Here is an 18,302-nt window from a genome sequence, read left to right on the forward strand (position 1 = left end):
TTCCAGGTAGGTTTTGAGTTGCGCTTTCAGGTTGTTGTCGAGCATGGTGATTCCCCAAGTGAGCCGATCTGATTCGATGAGCCATCTTAGGTCGACCGTGCGTAGCTCGAAAATTGATTAAGCAAAGCGTCTTGATGCGCTTTGACTATCAGTAATGGTTCCACGTGGAACACGTGTCCAAAAGAAACCCCGCATATCGACTGCCACAATGCAGAGGATAAGCGGGGTGAGATCAATGCTCCGCTAAGCCGAGGGCAACGACGATTAGAAGTCGAGGTTCGACACTGCCAGTGCGTTGGACTCGATGAAATCTCGCCGTGGTTCGACAGCGTCTCCCATCAGCGTATTGAAGATCTGATCGGCGGCGATCGCGTCTTCGATGGACACACGCAGCATTCGACGTACGGCTGGATCCATGGTTGTTTCCCAAAGCTGATCCGGGTTCATTTCGCCAAGCCCCTTGTAGCGCTGGACGCTATGCCGACGCGTACCCTCGGTCATCAGCCAGTCCAAGGCCTGTTTGAAGGTGCTGACCGGCTTCTTGCGTTCGCCGCGCTGAACATACGCGCCTTCTTCTAGCAGGCTATTGAGCTTGTCGCCCAACGTAGTCACCGTCTTGTAATCGTTGCTTCCGAAGAAATCACGATTAAAGGTCACATAGTTCGCCAAACCGTGAGAGATGATCTCCACTTCTGGCAGCCAGAGATTGCGCTCTTTGTCTTCGCGCAAGCTGACCTTGTATGTCAGACCTGAGCGCTCGATGCCCTTGAGTAGGGCGGCGTACGGCTCGAGCCACGCCTGCATCGCTGCGTGATCGGCAAGTTGTTCCAGGGTGACTCGAGGCAAGTAAATGAAGTGCTCGGTAAGTTCCTGCGGGTAGAGGCGAGACAAACGCTGCAACGTTTTCATGACCGTGCGGTAGTCGTTGACCAGCCGCTCAAGCGCTTCGCCTGACAGGCCGGGCGCATGCTCGTTGACATGAAGGCTGGCGTCTTCAAGCGCAGACTGAGTCAAGTACTCGTCCATCGCCTCGTCATCCTTGATGTATTGCTCCTGCTTGCCGCGCTTGACCTTGTAGAGCGGCGGCTGCGCGATATAGACGTAACCACGCTCGATCAGCTCGGGCAACTGACGGAAGAAAAACGTCAAGAGCAACGTGCGGATGTGCGACCCATCGACGTCAGCGTCGGTCATGATGATGATGTTGTGATAACGCAGCTTGTCGATGTTGTACTCTTCGCGGCCGATACCGCAGCCGAGCGCGGTAATCAGGGTGCCGACTTCCTGCGAGGAAATCATCTTGTCGAAGCGCGCCTTCTCGACGTTCAGAATCTTGCCTTTAAGTGGCAGGATCGCCTGAGTCCTGCGGTTGCGGCCCTGCTTGGCGGAGCCGCCCGCGGAGTCACCCTCCACAATGTAGAGTTCAGACAGCGCAGGATCCTTTTCCTGGCAGTCGGCCAGTTTTCCGGGCAGCCCAGCGATGTCCAGGGCACCTTTGCGACGGGTCATTTCCCGTGCCTTGCGTGCGGCTTCGCGCGCACGGGCTGCATCGATCATCTTGCCAACGACTGCCTTGGCTTCGTTCGGGTGCTCAAGCAGGAAGTCAGCGAAGTGCTTGCCCATTTCCTGCTCGACCGCCGTCTTGACCTCGGAAGACACCAGCTTGTCCTTGGTCTGCGAACTGAACTTCGGGTCCGGCACCTTGACCGAGATAATCGCCGTCAAACCTTCGCGCGCATCGTCGCCGGTAGTGGACACCTTGTGCTTCTTGGCCAGCCCTTCTTGCTCGATGTAGTTGTTCAGGTTGCGGGTCAGCGCCGAGCGAAAACCAGCCAGGTGGGTGCCCCCATCGCGCTGCGGAATGTTGTTGGTGAAGCAGAGGATGTTCTCGTTGAAACTGTCGTTCCACTGCAGGGCCACTTCGACACCGACGCCGTCGTCACGCTGGACGCTGAAATGGAACACCTCATTGACCGCAGTCTTGTTGGTGTTGAGGTAGCTGACAAAAGCGCTGAGACCACCCTCATACTTGAACAGCTCTTCTTTCGCACTGCGCTCATCACGCAAAACGATGCCGACGCCGGAGTTCAGGAAAGAGAGTTCACGCAGGCGCTTCGCCAGGATGTCCCAGCTGAAGTGGATGTTCTGGAACGTTTCAGCGGACGGCTTGAAATGGATTTCGGTCCCCGATTCCTGGGTCTCACCCACGGCGGCAAGGGGAGCCTGAGGCACACCATGCTGATAGGTCTGCTCCCACACCTTGCCATCACGACGAACCGTCAGCACCAGTTGCTCCGACAGTGCGTTGACCACGGAGACACCCACGCCATGCAGGCCACCCGAGACCTTGTAGGAGTTGTCGTCGAACTTACCCCCCGCGTGGAGCACGGTCATGATGACTTCGGCAGCCGAGACCCCTTCCTCGTGGATATCCACAGGGATGCCGCGGCCGTTGTCACGAACGCTGATCGATTCGTCCACATGGATGGTGATGCAGATATCGCTGCAGTGACCGGCCAAGGCTTCGTCGATCGAATTATCGACAACCTCAAAGACCATGTGGTGCAAGCCGGTTCCATCATCGGTGTCCCCAATGTACATGCCGGGGCGCTTGCGAACGGCATCAAGCCCCTTGAGTACCTTGATGCTGGAAGAATCGTACGTGTGGTTCTCGCTCATGCCTTCACTCCCGAGGGGCCGTGGATAGGGCTGATAGCCCCGTGTTCCACGTGAAACATTGAGACGGGCGTGTCGTCACGCCAGCCTACTTGCAATAGGTTCGAATCGACGCAGGTGATGAATACCTGGCAATTCAGTTGTTCCAGCATGCGGCAAAGAGATCGCCGATGCTGCTCATCCAATTCGGACGGAAGATCATCCACCAGATAAATGCACTGGCCTCGTTTTGCTTCGCTTAGCAGATGCCCCTGAGCAATGCGAAGTGCGCATACCACCAGCTTCTGCTGCCCTCTGGACAAGGTTTCCGCCGCGTTATGGCCCCCTACACGCAAGCGCAGGTCGGCTCGCTGTGGTCCGGCTTGGGTGTGACCCATGGCTCTGTCCCGCTCGAGCGACGTAGCCAGCACGTCGGTCAGATCACGATCCTTATCCCAGCCGCGGTAGTAGCTCAGTTGGAAATCGCTCAAATCCAGAAGCTCGCCCAAGGTGCGTTCGAAAACAGGCTTGAGGTCCTGAATATACGCTCTTCGGAAGCCATCTATCTCGTCGCTCGCCAGGGTCAGCTCACGGCTCCACGCCGCGTTGGAAGCGGCGTCAAGTGTACCATGCCGCAGCAGCGAGTTCCGTTGACGGAGCGCTTGCTGCAGGCGCTGCCAGGCAGGGAGGAAACGAGGTTCCACGTGGAACACGCCCCAGTCCATGAATTGCCGACGCAACTTTGGCGCGCCTTCAAGCAGGCGAAAACTGTCCGGATTGATTAGTTGTAGCGGCAATGAATCCGCGAGTTCCGCCGCGCTCTTTACGCTCTGCCCGTTGATTCGAATCCGCACCTCTCCGGACCGATCCCGCGCGATACCCAGCGCGGTTGTCTGATCGCCAACTAGCTGGACCTGACCAAAAACAGTGCAATTGGCCTGCTCGTGCGCAATGACCGGATTGAGGCGCGTACTACGAAACGAACGGGCCATCCCGAGCAGATGAATGGCTTCCAGGAAGCTGGTCTTCCCGCTGCCGTTGTCGCCTTGAAGGATGTTGATCCGAGGAGAGGGGGTAAGCGTCACCGGCTGCAGATTGCGAACGCCGGTGACGGAGATGCGGCTAAGCGACATTCAAGACGGTTACAGGCGCATCGGCATGACGACATAAGCCGAATCGTCGTTGTCGAACTCCTGCACCAACGCACTGCTATTGGCGTCGGACAGGATCAGGCGCACCTGGTCGGCCGTCATTACTCCAAGCACATCCAGCAGGTAGCTGACGTTGAAACCGATTTCCAACGGGCCGCCATTGTAATCAACAGCCACTTCTTCCTCAGCTTCTTCCTGTTCCGGGTTGTTGGCCTGGATCTTGAGCAAGCCGCTTTCCAGTTGCAGGCGGATACCCCGATATTTTTCGTTGGACAGAATCGCAGTACGACTGAAGGCTTCTCGCAGCGTCTGGCGTTCGCCCACCACCAGCTTGTCGCCGCCACGAGGCAAAACCCGTTCGTAGTCCGGGAATTTCCCGTCCACAAGCTTGGAGGTAAAGGTGAACTCGCCCGTAGTGGCGCGAATATGGTGCTGCCCCAGTACGATGCTGACGTCACCGTCCTGTTCCGTCAGCAAACGCGCCAGTTCAAGAATGCCTTTGCGCGGAACGATCACCTGATGACGATCTGGCTGCTCGATGCCGGCCTGCATGGAACACATGGCCAGGCGGTGACCATCGGTGGCGACCGCCCTGAGCATGCCGTTAGAGACTTCGATGAGCATGCCGTTGAGGTAGTACCGTACGTCCTGCTGCGCCATGGCAAAGCCGCTACGCTCGATGAGGCGGCGCATCTTGCCCTGGTTCACGGTGAAGCTCAGCGAACCGGGACCCTCCTCGACGGCGGGGAAGTCATTGGCCGGCAGGGTGGACAGCGTAAACCGGCTACGCCCGGACTTGATGACGACTTTGCTATCGTCGAGACGGATGTCTATCAATGCGTCCGGCTGAAGGCTCTTGCAGATGTCCATCAGTTTGCGTGCCGGCACGGTGATCTCGCCTGGCTCAGAGGCGTCTTCCAGCGTCACGCGGCCAACCAGTTCGACCTCCAGGTCGGTACCGGTCAACGACAACTGGTGGTTTTCCACCACCAGCAGGACGTTGGACAGCACAGGCAAGGTTTGACGGCGTTCGACGACGCCCGCAACCAGCTGCAGAGGTTTCAACAGGGCTTCGCGCTGAATAGTGAAATGCATGGTCTGGTCCCTTACCTGGTGGAGGTCGGCAATCTGTTCAGGTTGTTAAAGTACGCAGCAAATTCTTGTAATCTTCGCGAATATCGGCGTCCAATTCGCGCAGTTCAGCAATTTTACGACAAGCATGGAGCACCGTCGTGTGATCGCGACCACCAAAGGCGTCACCAATTTCGGGCAAGCTGTGGTTGGTCAGCTCCTTCGATAGCGCCATCGCGACCTGCCGTGGACGCGCCACTGAGCGCGACCGACGTTTCGACAGGAGATCAGCGATCTTGATCTTGTAGTACTCGGCCACGGTGCGCTGGATGTTATCCACACTCACCAGCTTGTCTTGAAGCGCAAGCAGGTCTTTGAGCGACTCGCGGATCAGCTCGATGGTGATGTCGCGTCCCATGAAATGCGCGTGCGCGATGACGCGTTTCAAAGCGCCCTCAAGCTCGCGAACATTCGACCGGATGCGCTGCGCGATGAAAAAGGCTGCGTCGTGTGGAAGCTCGACATTGGCCTGGTCGGCCTTCTTCATGAGAATCGCCACGCGGGTTTCCAACTCAGGCGGCTCGACCGCCACGGTCAACCCCCAACCGAAACGTGATTTGAGGCGTTCTTCGAGGCCGTCGATTTCCTTTGGATACCGATCGCTGGTCAGGATGACTTGCTGGCCGCCCTCGAGCAACGCATTGAAGGTGTGGAAGAACTCCTCCTGCGAGCGCTCCTTCTTGGCGAAGAACTGAATGTCATCGATCAGCAACGCGTCGACAGATCGATAAAACCGCTTGAACTCATTGATCGCATTGAGCTGGAGCGCTTTTACCATGTCAGCCACGAATCGCTCGGAATGCAGGTAAACCACCTTGGCGTTCGGGTTCTTCTTCAACAGATGGTTGCCCACCGCATGCATCAGGTGCGTCTTGCCAAGACCGACGCCTCCATAAAGAAACAGCGGGTTATAGCCATGCTTGGGGTTGTCGGCGACCTGCCAGGCCGCCGCGCGCGCCAACTGGTTGGACTTGCCTTCCACGAAGTTTTCGAATGTGAAGGTTCGATTGAGGTAGCTGGTGTGCTTAAGCCCGCCTTCCACCTGAACGTTACGCTCGGTTCTCGCTGGCGTGGCGACCGATTCCGCTGCGGCTGGCGGAGCTGGTTCAGCAGGGGACCCAGCCTGAAGCATCTCCGACGTCATCGCGGACAGGGGTTTCGATGGTGCCTCCGCGGCACGTGCAGCCGAAGCAGGTGGCAACGCGGCGGCCGCCGTTCGCTTGCTGCCAATAAGCAGAGAAAGCACCGGTGCCAAACCCGTGGCGCGCTCGGCGAGTAACTCCATCAAACGTGACAGGTATTTTTCGTTCACCCAGTCGAGTACAAAGCGGTTCGGGGCGTAGACCCGGAGCTCATCCCCCTCGGCCTCCACCTGAAGTGGTCGTATCCATGTGTTGAATTGCTGGGCTGGCAGTTCATCCCTGAGGAGGTCAATGCACTGCTGCCAAAGTTCCACCGACACGGAATCTCCTAGACGCTGTCGAGCTCGAAAAACGGACGTCATTGTAGCGTCGCCCTCCGCCTCTTATCCACAGCGACGACCGCAATCGTTCGAAATAACGACGATACGCTATTGGCGAGCAAGCCTACGGAGCCCTGTAGATAAGTGGGGCTGAACCCTCGGAATAAGTCGGTGCAAAACATGGGACCAACGCGGCCTGTGGATAAATTAGGCTTTAATACACAGGTCAGTCACCGCATCTGAACCGGTTGCCTACCGTTGCTCCCCAAGGTTCCCAACGTCTCAAGCGCCCGGATGGCCTGGTGTACAGTTGGTTATCCACAGATTCATACCTCACCATACATAAGCTTTAAAAAAGAAGAGCTTTAAATTTCTTCTTTTCTATTTCTTTTGCTTGAACCCTGCTGGTTGGAAATTGACCTGACCCTACAGCTTCTCTACAATCGCCGGTCTCTTAAAAGGGGGCCATTCCGGCTCGCAACCGATCACCAGGTAACGCATCATGAAACGCACTTTCCAACCGAGCACTCTCAAGCGCGCCCGTACCCATGGTTTCCGCGCTCGCATGGCCACCAAGAACGGCCGTGCCGTCCTGTCGCGTCGTCGCGCCAAGGGTCGTAAGCGTCTGGCAGTCTGAACACGTCGGAACAGGTAGTGAGTCGGGACTTCGGCCGGGATAAGCGACTGCTGACCCCAAGCCAGTTCAAAGCGGTCTTCGACTCCCCCTCCGGCAAATTACCGGGCAGGAACGTCCTGCTGCTGGTACGCGAAAATGGATTGCCACACCCCCGCCTCGGGCTGGTGATTGGCAAGAAGAGCGTCAAGCTCGCGGTCGAGCGCAACCGCATCAAGCGGCAATTGCGCGAAACCTTTCGTCTCCACCAGTTGGATCTGACGGGATGGGACATCGTGGTAATCGCTCGAAAGGGCCTGGCCGATCAGGAAAGTGCTGAACTGGCCAGGCATTTCTCCAAGCTCTGGAAGCGGCTGTCGCGTACTCCGTCCATAGCACCCAGCGATCCCCGAAGCCAGGTCTAGCCATGCGCAACCTGGCTCTCGTTCCCATACGCATCTATCGGTATGCCATCAGCCCCATGATGGCCAGCCATTGTCGTTTCTATCCCACCTGCTCCTGCTACGCACAGGAGGCCATCGAGACCCATGGTCTGCTGCGCGGTGGCTGGCTGAGTCTGCGTCGGCTCGGCCGTTGCCATCCATGGAATCCGGGCGGCTATGATCCCGTGCCTTCCAACAACACCTCCAATTCATCCTCGATGACCGAGTAACCATGGATATCAAACGCTCGATCCTGCTCGTTGCCTTGGCAATCGTTGCCTACCTGCTGGTTCTGCAGTGGAACCAGGACTATGGACAGGCGGAACTGCCACCTGAAACCAGCCAGGAACAAAGCCAGGCCGCCTCTCTCCCAGATACGCCGACCACCCGCACGCCAGATCAGCAAGCCGGTGACCTGCCAGCGGTAGACGGCGCACCACAGGCCAATGGCATCGCCTCATCGCAGGCCGGTTCGCAATTGATCCGCGTGCGCACCGACGTTCTGGATCTGGCGATCGACCCACGCGGTGGCGACATCGTCGATTTGCGTCTGCCCCAGTACCCGCGTCGCCAGGATCGGCCCGATGTGCCGTTCCAGCTCTTCGAACGCAGCGCAGAACGTACCTACGAGGCCCAGAGCGGGCTGATTGGTGACGGCCCGGACAAGGCCAGCGGCCGCCCGCTCTATGCGAGCGAGCAGCAGAGTTATCAGCTGGCCGAAGGCCAGGACGAGCTTGTCGTCGACCTCACCTACAGTGCCGATGGCGTCAGTTATACCAAGCGCTTCACCTTCGAGCGCGGCAACTACGACCTGGGCGTTCGTTATCTGGTCGACAACCAGGGCAGTGCGCCCTGGACCGGCTACATGTTCGGTCAGCTCAAGCGCGACAGCAGCGGCGACCCGTCCTCCAGCACGGCCACCGGCACCGCTACCTACCTGGGCGCCGCGCTGTGGACCAAGGACGAGCCTTACACCAAGGTGTCCATGAGCGACATGGACGACAAGAGTCTGAAGAAAAGCGTCGAAGGCGGCTGGATCGCCTGGCTGCAACACTACTTCGTCACCGCCTGGATCCCGCAGCCGGACCAGACCAATCAGGTCCAGACCCGCAAGGACAGCCAGGGAAATTACATCATCGGTTTCACCGGACCGGCGGTGACGGTTGCACCGGGCGCCCAAGGCGAAACCTCGGCCAGGCTCTATGCCGGTCCCAAGATCCAGGACAAGCTTGAAGAGCTGTCACCTGGTCTGCGGCTGACGGTCGACTACGGCATCCTCTGGTTCATCGCCCAACCCATCTTCTGGTTGCTGCAGAATATCCATGCGCTGCTCGGCAATTGGGGCTGGTCCATCATCGCGCTGACGATCGTGATCAAGCTGGCGTTCTTCCCTCTCTCGGCCGCCAGCTATCGTTCGATGGCACGCATGCGCGCCGTGTCGCCGAAGATGCAGGCGCTCAAGGAGCAGTACGGTGATGATCGCCAGAAGATGTCCCAGGCGATGATGGAGCTGTACAAGAAGGAAAAGATCAATCCGCTTGGCGGCTGTCTGCCGATCCTGGTGCAGATGCCGGTCTTCCTCGCGCTCTACTGGGTGCTGCTGGAAAGCGTGGAAATGCGTCAAGCACCCTGGATGTTCTGGATCACCGACCTGTCGATCAAGGATCCGTATTTCATCCTGCCGATCATCATGGGCGCGACCATGTTCATCCAGCAGCAGCTGAACCCAACGCCACCCGACCCGATGCAGGCGAAGGTCATGAAGCTGTTGCCGATCATCTTCACCTTCTTCTTCCTCTGGTTCCCGGCCGGCCTGGTGCTGTACTGGGTGGTCAACAACGTCTTGTCCATTGCGCAGCAGTGGTACATTACGCGCAAGGTTGCCGGACAGACCGCGCCAGCGAACTGATCCGCCGCCTCTAACAGAACGCCCCTTGATTGGGGCGTTTTGCTTTTCCAGCACCGCGGGAGGAACCATGTCCCAAGTACCCGATACGATCGCCGCAGTCGCCACCGCTCCTGGCCGTGGAGGCATCGGCGTGGTCCGTGTATCCGGCGTGCGGGCCCGAGCCATCGCCATCACGTTGAGCGGCAAGGAGCCGACACCGCGGCACGCGCACTTCGGGCCCTTCCATGCGGACGACGGTGAGGTCATCGACGAAGGCCTCCTGCTGTTCTTCCCGGGCCCGCATTCATTCACCGGTGAGGACGTGCTCGAACTACAGGGCCATGGCGGGCCCGTGGTGCTGGACATGCTCCTGCAGCGCTGCGTCGAGCTGGGCGCGCGGTTAGCCAGGCCGGGGGAGTTCAGCGAGCGTGCTTTCCTCAACGACAAGCTGGACCTCGCGCAGGCCGAAGCCATCGCCGACCTGATCGAAGCGAGCTCCACACAAGCCGCACGCAATGCTGTGCGCTCGTTGCAGGGCGAGTTCTCGCGGCGGGTAGACCAGCTGACCGAGAAACTGATTCAGCTGCGCATCTACGTCGAAGCGGCAATCGACTTCCCAGAAGAAGAAATCGATTTTCTGGCCGACGGGCATGTGCTGGCGCTGCTCGAGGGCGTGCGCGACGAACTGTCGGCTGTGCTCAGGGAAGCCGGACAAGGCGCCTTGCTTCGCGAGGGGATGAATGTCGTCATTGCCGGGCGGCCCAACGCGGGCAAGTCCAGCTTGCTAAATGCACTGGCCGGCAGGGAAGCTGCCATCGTGACGGACATTGCCGGAACCACGCGCGACGTTCTTCGTGAACACATTCACATCGATGGCATGCCCCTGCACGTGGTCGACACTGCCGGTTTGCGCGACACCACCGATCAGGTCGAGCGAATCGGTGTCGAGCGGGCAATTCGTGCAATCGAAGAGGCGGACCGCATCCTGCTCGTCGTCGATGCCAGCGCGACTGAGCCGACCGACGAGCAGCTTTGGCCGACGCTGCTGCAACGTCAGCCTGACCCAGCCAGAACCACGCTGATCCGTAACAAAGCTGACCTGACTGGCGAAGCGGCGACCCTGGCGGCCTCGGCTCAAGGCCTGGTGACGCTGAGCCTATCGGCACGCTCAGGCGAAGGGATCGAGCTGCTTCGTGAGCACCTCAAGGCGTGCATGGGCTTCGATCAGACTGCCGAAAGCGGCTTCAGCGCCCGGCGACGTCACCTGGATGCGTTACGCCAGGCCTCCGACAGCCTTGCACACGGCTACGCACAACTCACGCAAGCAGGCGCTGGTGAGCTGCTTGCCGAGGACCTGCGTCAAGCGCAGCAGGCATTGGGTGAGATCACCGGGGCGTTCAGTTCTGACGATTTGCTTGGCCGTATCTTTTCCAGCTTCTGCATCGGTAAATAGCGACGTCTTGCCGTTCGGGTCCGCTGCGGCATGACTTGCTCACCCCTTGTGTACCTTCCATTCACGCCGGTGAGCTCTGTGGATAAGCTGGCCTGGACTCGGTCGATAACTGGGCAGTAGTGCTCTGGATAACACGTGCTGTTGATAACTAACTCTTTTATCAACAGGCAATGAACGGCCAGTGCACGGGTTGATTGCCCTTTCATCACAGGGTTACCGTTCGAGCAGAAGCCCGACTGATGCGCCTTCCAGATGGTTATCCACAGAAAATGCCGTCCTATTCATTAACAACATAAACAAGCTTTAACTCTTTTCTCTATCTTTTTTATCTTTTGCCTGCGCCTCGATGACCTGGTCATTTTTTGTGCAAAGCTCTTCTTTCGAGCGCGTCGAGTCCCTATACTGGCGCGCTTCCCTGAACCCATCTGAACAGGCACGAGGTGCGTGGTGGATTTCCCTTCCCGTTTTGACGTCATCGTGATCGGCGGTGGCCATGCCGGTACCGAGGCTGCATTGGCAGCCGCACGGATCGGCGTGAAGACGCTGCTGCTTACTCATAACGTGGAAACCTTGGGACAGATGAGCTGCAATCCGGCGATTGGCGGGATTGGCAAGAGCCATCTGGTCAAGGAAATCGACGCGCTTGGTGGAACGATGGCCCACGCCACCGACCTGAGTGGCATCCAATTCCGCGTTCTCAACAGCCGCAAGGGACCTGCCGTACGTGCGACTCGAGCGCAAGCCGATCGGGTTCTATACAAAGCAGCTGTTCGCGAAACCCTCGAGAACCAACCGAATCTGTGGATATTTCAGCAGGCAGTGGATGACCTGATCGTCGAAGCCGATCAGGTCAAAGGCGTCGTGACCCAGATGGGATTGCGTTTCCTGGCTGAATCGGTGGTTTTGACAACGGGCACCTTTCTGGGTGGACTTATCCACATCGGGCTTGAAAACTATTCCGGTGGCCGTGCCGGCGATCCGCCGTCCATCGCTCTTGCCCGTCGCTTGCGGGAATTGCCACTACGCGTCGGCCGGTTGAAAACAGGTACGCCACCGCGCATTGACGGTCGCAGCGTCGATTTCACGGTGATGACCGAGCAACCGGGCGATACCCCGATCCCGACCATGTCGTTTCTGGGCCAGCCCCATGAGCATCCACGTCAGGTCAGCTGCTGGATTACCCACACCAACGCTCGAACGCACGAGATCATCGCCAGCAACCTTGACCGCTCGCCGATGTACTCGGGGGTCATCGAAGGTGTCGGTCCGCGCTATTGCCCCTCGATCGAGGACAAGATTCACCGGTTCGCCGACAAGGATAGCCACCAGGTCTTTCTCGAGCCTGAAGGTCTGACCACCCACGAGCTGTATCCCAACGGCATTTCCACCTCGTTGCCGTTCGACGTCCAGCTGCAGATCGTGCGCAGCATTCGGGGCATGGAACAGGCGCATATCATTCGCCCCGGCTACGCCATCGAATACGACTACTTCGACCCTCGCGATCTCAAATACAGCCTGGAAACCAAGGTCATCGGCGGCCTGTTCTTTGCCGGCCAGATCAATGGCACCACCGGTTACGAGGAGGCCGGCGCCCAGGGGCTTCTCGCCGGCGCCAACGCCGCCTTGCGTGCCCAGGGACGTGAGAGCTGGTGCCCTCGGCGTGACGAAGCCTACCTGGGCGTGCTGGTCGATGACCTGATCACCCTCGGTACCCAAGAGCCCTACCGTATGTTCACCTCTCGCGCCGAATATCGGCTGATCCTGCGTGAGGACAATGCCGACCTGCGCCTGACCGAAAAGGGGCGGGACCTGGGGCTGGTCGATGACCGGCGCTGGGAGGCGTTCGAACGCAAGCGGGAGAGCATCCTGCGTGAGGAGCAGCGACTCAGAACCACCTGGGTGCGCCCAGGTACAGCCGAGGGCGACGCGGTCGCCGCTCGCTTCGGCACTCCGCTGGCACACGAATACAACCTGCTCAATCTGCTCGCCCGACCCGAAATCGACTATCGCAGCCTGATTGAAGTGACGGGCGAAGGCGTTGCGGATGTGCAGGTTGCCGAGCAGGTCGAAATCAAGACCAAGTACGCCGGCTACATCGATCGGCAGCAGGAAGAGATCGTCCGCCTGCGCGCCAGCGAGAGCGTGGCCCTACCGGTCGACCTGGATTATGCCGGTATTGCCGGGTTGTCCAAGGAGATCCAGCACAAGCTCGCGCTTGCCCGCCCGGAAACGCTCGGCCAGGCCTCGCGTATCCCGGGTGTCACGCCTGCTGCAGTCTCCTTGCTGATGATCCATCTGAAAAAGCGCAGTGCCGGGCAGAAGCTGGAGCAAAGCGCCTGATGTCAACCGTCTCGACGTACGCGGACGAGCTGAAGCAAGGCGCCCGCGAGCTTGGCCTGGAGCTTGCTGAGGATCAGCAACATGCATTGCTCGCCTACATGGCCTTGCTGGCCAAGTGGAACAAGGCTTACAACCTGACGGCTGTGCGCGACCCGGCTGAAATGGTGTCGCGACACCTGCTCGACAGCCTGAGTATCGTCGCGCAGGTCGAGCCTTGTGGGTCGCGCTGGTTGGATGTCGGCAGCGGCGGCGGTATGCCTGGCATCCCGCTGGCCATCCTGTTTCCTGACCGGCAGTTCACGTTGCTCGACTCGAACGGTAAGAAGACCCGTTTTCTCACCCAGGTGAAGCTTGAGCTGAAACTTGCCAATGTCGAGGTTGTCCACAGCCGCGTCGAAGCCTTCAGGCCTCAGGTACCCTTTTCCGGTATTACCTCGCGTGCGTTCAGTTCGCTCGCGGATTTTGCAGACTGGACTCGTCACCTGGGCAGCATCGATACGCGCTGGCTGGCCATGAAAGGCATTCAGCCCGACGATGAGCTGCAAGCGCTGCCCGCCGATTTCGAACTGGTGCGCTGCCTGGTTCTCAAGGTTCCCGGTTGCCAAGGGCAACGCCATCTGCTGATACTGCGCCGCACCTCATGATCCGGACAGACGCTGACCATGGCTAAAGTATTCGCCATCGCCAACCAGAAGGGCGGTGTAGCCAAGACGACCACGTGCATCAATCTTGCGGCGTCGCTGGTCGCCACGCGCCGACGGGTACTGCTGATCGATCTTGATCCTCAGGGCAACGCCACCACTGGCAGCGGCGTGGACAAGCTTGGCCTGGATTACTCCATCTACGATGTGCTGATCGGCGAATGCAGCCTTGTGGATGCCATGCAGTTTTCCGAACATGGCGGCTACCAGTTGCTGCCTGCCAATCGTGACCTGACGGCGGCCGAGGTCGCACTGCTGAAGTTGCCGACCAAGGAGCATCGCTTGCGTGATGCCCTGGCTCCCGTTCGGGAGAACTATGACTACATCCTCATCGACTGCCCGCCCTCGCTTTCGATGTTGACCATCAACGCACTGACCGCATCGGACGGCGTGATTATCCCGATGCAGTGCGAGTACTACGCCCTCGAGGGCTTGACCGACCTGGTCAACTCGATCCAGCGCATCGCCCAGGCCCTGAACCCTTCCCTGAAGATCGAGGGGCTGCTGCGCACGATGTACGACCCGCGCAGCAGCCTGACCAACGACGTCACCGAACAGCTCAAGGCGCACTTTGGCGACAAGCTCTACGACACCGTCATTCCCCGAAACGTACGCCTGGCCGAGGCCCCCAGCCATGGCATGCCGGCGTTGGTCTATGACAAGCAATCCAAGGGCGCCCTGGCCTATCTCGCATTAGCGGGCGAGCTGTCCCGCAGGCAACGTCGGGCTGCCCGTAGCGTAACCGCATAAGGAACATTTCATGGCGACCAAGAAAAGAGGCCTGGGACGGGGATTGGACGCCCTGCTCGGCGGCGCCAACATCGCAGCGACGGCTTCGGACACAGCAGTTGTTGACGAGCGCGAGCTGCATCAGCTTCCTGTCGACCTCATCCAGCGAGGCAAATACCAGCCACGTCGCGACATCGACCCCGTGACGCTGGAAGAGCTGGCTCATTCGATTCGAACCCAGGGCGTGATGCAGCCTATCGTCGTCCGTTCGATCGGCGGCGGCCGTTACGAAATCATCGCCGGCGAACGGCGCTGGCGCGCCAGCCAGCTGGCGGGGCTTGACCGCATTCCCGCGATCGTACGCGAAGTGACCGACGAGGCGGCCATTGCCATGGCGCTGATCGAGAACATCCAGCGAGAGGATCTCAATCCAATCGAGGAAGCTGTCGCTCTGCAGCGCTTGCAACAGGAATTCCAGCTGACCCAGCAGCAGGTCGCTGATGCCGTCGGTAAATCACGCGTCACCATCAGTAATCTTCTTCGTCTGATCAGCCTGCCGGACGAGATCAAGACGCTGCTGTCCCATGGCGACCTGGAAATGGGACACGCCCGCGCGTTGCTCGGACTGCCGGCTGAACAACAGGTTGAAGGTGCGCGGCACGTTGTCGCACGAGGCCTCACAGTGCGACAAACCGAGGCGCTGGTACGCCAGTGGCTGAACGACAAGACACCGGCGAAAACCGAGACGCGCGACGATCCCGATATCGTTCGGCTGGAGCAGAAACTGGCCGAGCGGCTAGGCTCCCCGGTCCAAATCAAGCACGGTCAGAAGGGCAAAGGGCAGCTCGTCATCCGCTACAACTCGCTCGACGAATTGCAAGGCGTACTCGCACACATTCGTTGATACAAAAAAAATGTAGTGGCAGTCGGAAATAACTACCTGAAGGTTGAACGCGAGCAGGGCTGCTCCTATACTCGCGGCGCTTTTTTGACTGCGGTCATTGGCTCCTGACGATGACGATCAACGATGGGTTAACGGTGAATATTCGCAACAAGACACCTCTCCATCGGCAGCCCGTCGCCCGGGTCCTGATAGCGCAGGCATTGGTTGTTTTGATCGCAACTGTTATCTGTACTGCTGTTTTTGGTATGGTCGCGGGCTATTCCGCGCTGCTTGGCGGACTTATAGCTTTTCTGGCCAACGTCTATTTTGCGTTCAAGGCGTTTCGCTACTTCGGCGCACGTTCGGCCAGAGCAATCGTCCAGTCCTTCTGGGCGGGTGAGATGGGTAAACAAATTCTGGCAGCAGCGTTGTTTGCGCTGGTGTTTGTAGGAGTGAAACCGCTACAGCCGGCGGCATTGTTCGTTGGCTATCTGCTGGTTCTAGGCGCCGGAGCGAGCGCCCTCCTGCTGATGAAAAATAATCCGAAGCATTGAGCACTGAGGCATTTATGGCGAGTACCCCGGCGGAATATATCCAGCATCACCTGCAGAATCTGACTTACGGAAAGCTGCCTGAAGGCTACGTGCGCGCCGATGGCTCAGTCGTTGACCAGGCCACCTGGACCATCGCCCAGAGTGGTGCCGAAGCCCGCGACATGGGGTTCATGGCTGTTCACCTGGATACCCTGGGTTGGTCGTTGTTCATGGGCCTGATCTTCGTCGTGCTGTTCCGCATGGCCGCCAAGGCCGCGACCGCTGGTACGCCGGGCCGCCTGCAGAATCTCGTGGAAATGTGCGTGGAGTTCGTCGAGGGCGTGGTCAAGGACACCTTCCACGGCCGCAACCCGCTCATCGCCCCGCTCGCGCTGACCATCTTCGTCTGGGTGTTCCTGATGAACAGCCTGAAGTGGATCCCGGTGGACTATATTCCTGGTCTCGCGCATGCCCTGGGCGTGCCTTACTTCAAGATCGTGCCGACCGCCGACCCGAACGGTACATTCGGGCTGTCGCTCGGCGTGTTCCTGCTCATCCTGTTCTACAGCTTCAAGGTCAAGGGTGTTGGCGGCTTCACCAAGGAACTGGCGTTTACGCCGTTCAATCACTGGTCGCTCATCCCGTTCAACCTGTTCCTCGAAATCCTCGGTCTGCTGACCAAGCCGCTGAGCCTGGCTCTGCGACTGTTCGGCAACATGTATGCCGGTGAGGTGGTCTTCATTCTCATCGCGCTGCTGCCGTTCTACGTGCAGTGGACCCTGAATGTGCCCTGGGCGATCTTCCATATCCTGGTGATCCCGCTGCAGGCGTTCATTTTCATGGTTCTGACCGTGGTGTACCTGAGTTCGGCGCATGAAGATCATGGCCATGCCGAACTCACACCGTAACAGCTGAACCGGTTCGACTCAGTTTCGCGTTACCCAAGAAAACCTTAACCCTTAGCTTCAGGAGCTTTACATGGAACTCGTCTACATCGCCGCCTCCATCATGATCGGTCTGGGTGCCCTGGGCACTGGTATCGGCTTCGCCCTGCTGGGCGGCAAGCTGCTGGAATCCACCGCTCGTCAACCCGAGCTGGCTCCTCAGCTGCAAACCAAGACCTTCCTGATGGCAGGTCTGCTCGATGCCGTACCGATGATCGGTGTTGGTATCGCGATGTACCTCATCTTCGTTGTCGCTGCCTAAGACTTTTCCGGTTCCTGATGGGGTTCGCCCGGCGAGCCCCGTTGCCGAGGAATTGACAACCGCGTCGAACGAAATAGCACGAGGTATATCGCTGTGAACATTAACTTGACGCTGTTCGGTCAAACGTTCGCCTTCGCTATTTTCGTCTGGTTCTGCATGAAGTACGTATGGCCGCCCATTACCAAGGCCATGCAGGAACGCCAGAAGAAAATCGCCGAAGGTCTGGACGCTGCAGGCCGTGCGCAGCAAGACCTGAAACTGGCTCAGGAGAAGGTGACCAACACCCTCCGTGAGACCAAGGGACAGGCTGCCCAGATCATCGAGCAGGCCAACAAGCAGGCCAATGCGATCGTCGAGGAAGCCAAAGAGCAGGCGCGCATCGAAGGTGAGCGACTGGTCGCCGGTGCCCGCGCCGAAATCGAGCAGGAAGTGAATCGTGCCAAGGAGCAACTGCGCAACCAGGTAGCGGCATTAGCCGTGTTGGGTGCGGAGAAAATCCTGGAGTCCCAGGTGGACGCCAAGGCACACAACGATCTGGTCGAAAAACTGGCCTCCCAACTCTAAGCGAGGCAAGCGATGATCAATACCCAGACGCTTGCTCGGCCCTATGCAAAGGCCGCTTTCGAGTTCGCCGGTTCAGCCGGTCGGATCGACGCCTGGTCGGGCATGTTGAGCCTGGCTGCGGTTGCCGTTGAAGTTCCCCAGGTTGCCGACTTGCTGAAGAACCCGCGGCTGACCAGCGAAAGCAAGGTCAAGACACTGGTTCAGCTGCTTGGCAGCGATGTCGATGAAGCCTTCCGCAATTTCGTCTCCACGCTCGGTGACAATGATCGCCTGGACGTGCTGCCGACGATTCGGGAGCTCTTCGAGGAACTCAAGGCAGAAGCCGAAAAGACAATCGACGTTGAAGTGCAGACCGCTTTCGAGCTCACCCCTGCGCAACTCCAAACCTTGGCTGCCGCCTTGTCGAAGCGGCTAGATCGTACCGTCAACCCCCAGCAGGTCGTGAACCCTGCACTGATCGGCGGCGTTGTCATCCGCGCTGGCGATGTGGTTGTCGATGGTTCGGTCCGCGGCAAACTGAGCCAGTTGGCCGAATCGTTGAAATCCTGAT

18 protein-coding genes are annotated in these 18,302 nt (G+C 59.0%); 14 read left to right on the forward strand and 4 right to left on the reverse strand.

Annotation, left to right across the window (positions count from 1 at the left end; translation table 11 throughout):
* Positions 1-264: 264 nt before the first annotated feature.
* From gyrB to dnaA, 4 genes are read right to left on the reverse strand one after another with little or no spacing between them, the layout of a single operon-like run.
* A complete protein-coding gene (gyrB, locus tag MST27_RS20425) occupies positions 265-2,679 on the reverse strand; it encodes a DNA topoisomerase (ATP-hydrolyzing) subunit B (protein ID WP_243607764.1) in 2,415 nt (804 codons plus the stop codon).
* Complete coding sequence (gene recF / locus MST27_RS20430) at positions 2,676-3,788, reverse strand: DNA replication/repair protein RecF (protein WP_243607765.1); 1,113 nt, start codon at positions 3,786-3,788, stop codon at positions 2,676-2,678. Before recF ends, gyrB begins: the two co-directional genes overlap by 4 nt.
* Before the next feature lie 9 nt (positions 3,789-3,797).
* The gene (gene dnaN / locus MST27_RS20435; protein ID WP_243607766.1) at positions 3,798-4,901 is read right to left on the reverse strand and encodes a DNA polymerase III subunit beta; all 1,104 of its coding nucleotides are present in this window, start codon (positions 4,899-4,901) and stop codon (positions 3,798-3,800) included.
* Between the two features lie 37 nt (positions 4,902-4,938).
* Positions 4,939-6,399 (reverse strand): chromosomal replication initiator protein DnaA, encoded by a 1,461-nt coding sequence (dnaA, locus tag MST27_RS20440; protein WP_243607767.1) that lies wholly within the window; start codon positions 6,397-6,399, stop codon positions 4,939-4,941.
* Between the two features lie 502 nt (positions 6,400-6,901).
* On the opposite strand from dnaA, the gene rpmH reads away from it, so the two are divergent.
* The 14 genes from rpmH (at position 6,902) to MST27_RS20510 (ending at position 18,301) form a co-directional block, all read left to right on the forward strand.
* A complete protein-coding gene (rpmH, locus tag MST27_RS20445) occupies positions 6,902-7,036 on the forward strand; it encodes a 50S ribosomal protein L34 (protein ID WP_019340723.1) in 135 nt (44 codons plus the stop codon).
* 17 nt (positions 7,037-7,053) lie between these two features.
* A complete protein-coding gene (rnpA, locus tag MST27_RS20450) occupies positions 7,054-7,437 on the forward strand; it encodes a ribonuclease P protein component (protein ID WP_243607768.1) in 384 nt (127 codons plus the stop codon).
* Between the two features lie 2 nt (positions 7,438-7,439).
* Complete coding sequence (yidD, locus tag MST27_RS20455) at positions 7,440-7,685, forward strand: membrane protein insertion efficiency factor YidD (RefSeq protein WP_243607769.1); 246 nt, start codon at positions 7,440-7,442, stop codon at positions 7,683-7,685.
* 2 nt (positions 7,686-7,687) lie between these two features.
* The gene (yidC, locus tag MST27_RS20460; protein WP_243607770.1) at positions 7,688-9,364 is read left to right on the forward strand and encodes a membrane protein insertase YidC; all 1,677 of its coding nucleotides are present in this window, start codon (positions 7,688-7,690) and stop codon (positions 9,362-9,364) included.
* 67 nt (positions 9,365-9,431) lie between these two features.
* Positions 9,432-10,796: a tRNA uridine-5-carboxymethylaminomethyl(34) synthesis GTPase MnmE gene (gene mnmE / locus MST27_RS20465; protein ID WP_243607771.1), complete on the forward strand. Its 1,365-nt coding sequence runs from the start codon at positions 9,432-9,434 to the stop codon at positions 10,794-10,796.
* A 447-nt stretch (positions 10,797-11,243) separates the two neighbouring features.
* A complete protein-coding gene (mnmG, locus tag MST27_RS20470) occupies positions 11,244-13,136 on the forward strand; it encodes a tRNA uridine-5-carboxymethylaminomethyl(34) synthesis enzyme MnmG (RefSeq protein WP_243607772.1) in 1,893 nt (630 codons plus the stop codon).
* The gene (gene rsmG / locus MST27_RS20475; protein ID WP_243607773.1) at positions 13,136-13,780 is read left to right on the forward strand and encodes a 16S rRNA (guanine(527)-N(7))-methyltransferase RsmG; all 645 of its coding nucleotides are present in this window, start codon (positions 13,136-13,138) and stop codon (positions 13,778-13,780) included. The genes mnmG and rsmG overlap by 1 nt, the downstream gene beginning before the upstream one ends.
* An 18-nt stretch (positions 13,781-13,798) precedes the next feature.
* Positions 13,799-14,587, forward strand: coding sequence for a ParA family protein (locus tag MST27_RS20480; protein ID WP_243607774.1), 789 nt, complete (start codon positions 13,799-13,801; stop codon positions 14,585-14,587).
* A 10-nt stretch (positions 14,588-14,597) separates the two neighbouring features.
* A complete protein-coding gene (locus MST27_RS20485; RefSeq protein WP_243607775.1) occupies positions 14,598-15,470 on the forward strand; it encodes a ParB/RepB/Spo0J family partition protein in 873 nt (290 codons plus the stop codon).
* A gap of 110 nt (positions 15,471-15,580) precedes the next feature.
* Positions 15,581-16,003, forward strand: a complete 423-nt coding sequence (locus tag MST27_RS20490) for a F0F1 ATP synthase subunit I (protein WP_243607776.1) — start codon at positions 15,581-15,583, stop codon at positions 16,001-16,003.
* Positions 16,004-16,017: 14 nt separating this feature from the next.
* On the forward strand, positions 16,018-16,890 hold the full coding sequence (gene atpB / locus MST27_RS20495; protein ID WP_243607777.1) for a F0F1 ATP synthase subunit A: 873 nt from the start codon (positions 16,018-16,020) through the stop codon (positions 16,888-16,890).
* 70 nt (positions 16,891-16,960) lie between these two features.
* On the forward strand, positions 16,961-17,188 hold the full coding sequence (atpE, locus tag MST27_RS20500; protein WP_019340921.1) for a F0F1 ATP synthase subunit C: 228 nt from the start codon (positions 16,961-16,963) through the stop codon (positions 17,186-17,188).
* Between the two features lie 93 nt (positions 17,189-17,281).
* Entirely contained in the window at positions 17,282-17,752 is a 471-nt protein-coding gene (locus tag MST27_RS20505) for a F0F1 ATP synthase subunit B (RefSeq protein WP_243607778.1), read from the forward strand.
* Between the two features lie 12 nt (positions 17,753-17,764).
* Complete coding sequence (locus MST27_RS20510; protein ID WP_243607779.1) at positions 17,765-18,301, forward strand: F0F1 ATP synthase subunit delta; 537 nt, start codon at positions 17,765-17,767, stop codon at positions 18,299-18,301.
* The last annotated feature ends 1 nt before the right edge of the window (position 18,302 follow it).

It is taken from the genome of Stutzerimonas marianensis (assembly GCF_022810315.1).
In the GTDB taxonomy this organism is placed as follows: Bacteria; Pseudomonadota; Gammaproteobacteria; order Pseudomonadales; family Pseudomonadaceae; genus Stutzerimonas; species Stutzerimonas marianensis.

Excerpts from the sequence above, each read along its gene's own strand:
- gyrB (WP_243607764.1), bottom strand. The coding sequence starts at position 2,679 with ATGAGCGAGAACCACACGTACGATTCTTCCAGCATCAAGGTACTCAAG.
- recF (WP_243607765.1), bottom strand. The coding sequence starts at position 3,788 with ATGTCGCTTAGCCGCATCTCCGTCACCGGCGTTCGCAATCTGCAGCCG.
- dnaN (WP_243607766.1), bottom strand. The coding sequence starts at position 4,901 with ATGCATTTCACTATTCAGCGCGAAGCCCTGTTGAAACCTCTGCAGCTG.
- rpmH (WP_019340723.1), top strand. The coding sequence starts at position 6,902 with ATGAAACGCACTTTCCAACCGAGCACTCTCAAGCGCGCCCGTACCCAT.
- yidD (WP_243607769.1), top strand. The coding sequence starts at position 7,440 with ATGCGCAACCTGGCTCTCGTTCCCATACGCATCTATCGGTATGCCATC.
- yidC (WP_243607770.1), top strand. The coding sequence starts at position 7,688 with ATGGATATCAAACGCTCGATCCTGCTCGTTGCCTTGGCAATCGTTGCC.
- mnmE (WP_243607771.1), top strand. The coding sequence starts at position 9,432 with ATGTCCCAAGTACCCGATACGATCGCCGCAGTCGCCACCGCTCCTGGC.
- rsmG (WP_243607773.1), top strand. The coding sequence starts at position 13,136 with ATGTCAACCGTCTCGACGTACGCGGACGAGCTGAAGCAAGGCGCCCGC.
- MST27_RS20480 (WP_243607774.1), top strand. The coding sequence starts at position 13,799 with ATGGCTAAAGTATTCGCCATCGCCAACCAGAAGGGCGGTGTAGCCAAG.
- MST27_RS20485 (WP_243607775.1), top strand. The coding sequence starts at position 14,598 with ATGGCGACCAAGAAAAGAGGCCTGGGACGGGGATTGGACGCCCTGCTC.
- MST27_RS20490 (WP_243607776.1), top strand. The coding sequence starts at position 15,581 with ATGACGATCAACGATGGGTTAACGGTGAATATTCGCAACAAGACACCT.
- atpB (WP_243607777.1), top strand. The coding sequence starts at position 16,018 with ATGGCGAGTACCCCGGCGGAATATATCCAGCATCACCTGCAGAATCTG.
- atpE (WP_019340921.1), top strand. The coding sequence starts at position 16,961 with ATGGAACTCGTCTACATCGCCGCCTCCATCATGATCGGTCTGGGTGCC.
- MST27_RS20510 (WP_243607779.1), top strand. The coding sequence starts at position 17,765 with ATGATCAATACCCAGACGCTTGCTCGGCCCTATGCAAAGGCCGCTTTC.